Origin of the sequence: Sphingomonas sp., from assembly GCF_036388435.1 — a bacterium.
Classification (GTDB): Bacteria; Pseudomonadota; Alphaproteobacteria; order Sphingomonadales; family Sphingomonadaceae; genus Sphingomonas.
Window position 1 is genome coordinate 1 of sequence record NZ_DASVRV010000029.1, and the last position, 3,159, is coordinate 3,159.

Consider the following 3,159-nt stretch of genomic DNA (forward strand, 5'->3'; position numbering starts at 1 on the left):
CTTGGGCGCGGTCGAGAACAGATAGGTCCGCCCCGCGCCCCCGGTCGCCAGCACCGTCGCGCGCGCGGTGTGGAGGTCGACCAGGCCCGTCGTCCGGTCGACCGCATAGACGCCCCACACATGCCCCGCCCCCGAATAGCGTTCCTCGTGGCGCGAGGTCGCCAGGTCGATCGCCACCTGGTCGGGCACCAAGGTGATGTTGGGATGCGCGCGCGCGGCGTTGAGCAGCGCCTCCTGCACCGCCCAACCCGTCGCGTCGGCGACATGGACGATGCGCCGGTGCGAATGCCCCCCCTCGCGCGTCAGGTGGAGCGCGTCCCCCTCGGTCGCGAACGGTACGCCCAGCGCCCGCAGCCGCGCGATCGTGGCGGGCGCGCGTTCCACCACGAACTCGACCACGCCCCGATCGTTGAGCCCGGCGCCCGCGACCATCGTGTCCTCGACATGATTGTCGAACGTATCGCCCGGCTCCAGCACCGCGGCGATCCCGCCCTGCGCCCAGGCGGTCGACCCCTCGTCCAAGCCGCCCTTGGCGAGCACGACGACGCGGAAGCGATCGGCGAGATTGAGCGCGGCGGTCAGCCCCGCCGCGCCCGAGCCGATTATCAGGACATCGGCCTCGCTCACGCCCGCGACCTCACGCGTTCGCCGCGCGCGTCAGGCTGAGGAACACGTCCTCCAGGTCCGCTTCCTTGGTCACCACGTCGACGATGCCCAGCCCGTCGCGCGTCACCGCGGCCAGCACCTCGCCCGCGTTGACGCGGTCCTTGGCATAGGTGATCTCCAGCGTGCGGGCGCCTTTCAGTACGACCTTCTCGAAGCAGACCGCCTCGGGCGCATGGGTCAGGTCGCGGTCGACCGTCACCGACACGACCTTCTCCTGCGCCTTGTTGACCAGCTCGCGCGTGGGTTCGTTGGCGATCAGCCGGCCGCCGTTGATGATGGCGATGCGGTCGCATAGCTGCTCCGCCTCCTCCAGATAATGGGTCGTCAGCACCACCGTGACGCCGGCGGCGTTCAGCTCGCGCACATAGGCCCAGAGCTGTTGGCGCAGTTCGATGTCGACCCCCGCCGTGGGTTCGTCGAGGACGAGCACGGGGGGCGAATGGACCATCGCCTTGGCGACCATCAGCCGCCGCTTCATGCCCCCCGACAGCGTGCGGGCATAGGCGTTCGCCTTGTCCTCCAGCCGCACCGCGCGGAGCAGCTCCATCGACCGGCGCTCGCGCCGGGGCACGCCGTAGAGGCCGGCCTGGATCTCCAGCGTCTCCAGCGGCGAGAAAAAGGGGTCGAACAGGATCTCCTGGTTGACGATGCCGATCGACGCCTTGGCGTTGCGGGGATGCTGGTCGATGTCGAAGCCCCAGATCGTCGCCGACCCGCCGCTCTTGTTCACCAGTCCCGCCAGGATGTTGATCAAGGTCGATTTGCCCGCGCCATTGGGGCCGAGCAGCCCGAAGATCTGCCCGCGCGGCACGTCGAAGGTCACGTCATCCAGCGCCTGCTTGCCGCCCTGATAGGTCTTCGAGAGCCCAGTGATGCTGATCGCGGCTTCATCCATGGGCGCCGCGATAGCGGTCAGGGGCGCGGAGATACACCCCTTCCACGGCATCGCTTCGCTTGCTATCCGACGGCCATGCATCCGCCGCTCGAAACATCCCGCGTGTCCCACCGCCGCGTCGCGTGCGACGGCGCGACCGACATCCCCGGCGGCGCGGCGCTCGGCCATCCGCGCGTCTATCTGCAGATCGACGAGACGGGCTATGTCGATTGCGGCTATTGCGACCGGCGCTTCGTCCTGGTCGGCGGGCCGGCGGATGGGGTGGATCAAGGCAAGCTGCACGATCGCGGGGATGGCGCGGGCAATTAAGCCCTCTATATCCCGGTGATGACCGCCATCACCGATCCCCGCCGCTTCCTCTACCGCGACCTCGATCCCGCCACCGCGCAGGCGCTGGCCGCACGCGCGCTGGGCGCGGCCGACGACGGCGAGCTCTATCTCCAGTACCGCCGGTCGGAGGCGTTCGGCTTTGACGACGGCCGGCTGAAGACCGCGAGCTACGACACGCATGGCGGCTTCGGGCTGCGCGCCGTATCGGGCGAGACCACCGCCTTCGCCCATGCCAACGAGCTGAGCGAGGCCGCGATCAAGCGCGCCGCCGAGACGATGGCGCTGATCGACCCCGCGACCGGCCCCAAGGCCGGTCCGCCCCAGGGCACCAACCGCCACCTTTATACCGAGGCCGACCCGCTCGACCTCGTCCCCTTTGCCGACAAGGTGAATCTCTGCCAGCGGATCGACGCCGCCGCACGGTCACGTGACGCGCGCGTGGCGCAGGTCTCCGTCGGCCTGTCGGGAAGCTGGAGCGTGGTCGAAATCGTCCGCGCCGACGGCTTCGTCGCCCACGATGTGCGTCCGCTGGTGCGCCTCAACGTCGCGATCGTCGTTGAACAGAACGGCCGGCGCGAGACGGGGAGCTTCGGGATCGGTGGTCGCTATCTCTATGACCGGCTGTTCGACGAGGCGACCTGGACGCGCGGCATCGACGAGGCGCTGGCCCAGGCGCTGGTCAACCTCGACTCGGTCGCGGCGCCCGCGGGCGAGATGACGGTGCTGCTCGGGCCCGGCTGGCCGGGCGTGCTGCTGCACGAGGCGATCGGCCACGGGCTGGAGGGCGATTTCAACCGCAAGGGCACCAGCGCCTTTTCCGGCCGCATCGGCGAGCGCGTCGCCGCGCCCGGCGTCACGGTGGTCGACGACGGCGCCATTCCCGACCGGCGCGGCTCCCTGTCGATCGACGACGAGGGCACGCCGACGCGCGAGACGGTGCTGATCGAGGACGGCATCCTGAAGGGCTATATGCAGGACCGGCTGAACGCGCGGCTGATGGGGGTCGAGCCGACGGGTAATGGCCGGCGCGAGAGCTTCGCCCATGCGCCGATGCCGCGCATGACCAATACCTTCATGAAGGCGGGCCGCGACGACCCCGCCGAGCTGCTGTCGCGCGTCAAGAAGGGCATCTTCGCCAAGTCGTTCGGCGGTGGTCAGGTCGACATCGTGTCGGGCAAGTTCGTGTTCAGCTGCACCGAGGCCTATCTGATCGAGAATGGCCGCCTGGGCGCCCCGATCAAGGGCGCGACGCTGATCGGCGACGGCCC

General features: G+C 69.6%; 4 protein-coding genes. 2 read left to right on the top strand and 2 right to left on the bottom strand.

Going from position 1 to position 3,159, the window contains the following annotated elements; translation table 11 throughout:
• Positions 1-627: FAD-dependent oxidoreductase (locus tag VF592_RS06800; RefSeq protein WP_331004858.1), on the bottom strand; the 627-nt coding region annotated here is incomplete at its 3' end.
• Between the two features lie 10 nt (positions 628-637).
• Positions 638-1,561, bottom strand: coding sequence for an ABC transporter ATP-binding protein (locus tag VF592_RS06805; protein ID WP_331004859.1), 924 nt, complete (start codon positions 1,559-1,561; stop codon positions 638-640).
• Positions 1,562-1,636: 75 nt separating this feature from the next.
• Between VF592_RS06805 and VF592_RS06810 the strand changes: the two genes are divergently transcribed.
• A complete protein-coding gene (locus VF592_RS06810) occupies positions 1,637-1,870 on the top strand; it encodes a zinc-finger domain-containing protein (protein ID WP_331004860.1) in 234 nt (77 codons plus the stop codon).
• Between the two features lie 18 nt (positions 1,871-1,888).
• A partial coding sequence (locus VF592_RS06815) for a TldD/PmbA family protein (RefSeq protein ID WP_331004861.1) occupies positions 1,889-3,159 on the top strand: 1,271 nt, incomplete at its 3' end.

Coding starts and splice junctions, on each gene's coding strand:
- VF592_RS06805 (WP_331004859.1), bottom strand. CDS start 1,561: ATGGATGAAGCCGCGATCAGCATCACTGGGCTCTCGAAGACCTATCAG.
- VF592_RS06810 (WP_331004860.1), top strand. CDS start 1,637: ATGCATCCGCCGCTCGAAACATCCCGCGTGTCCCACCGCCGCGTCGCG.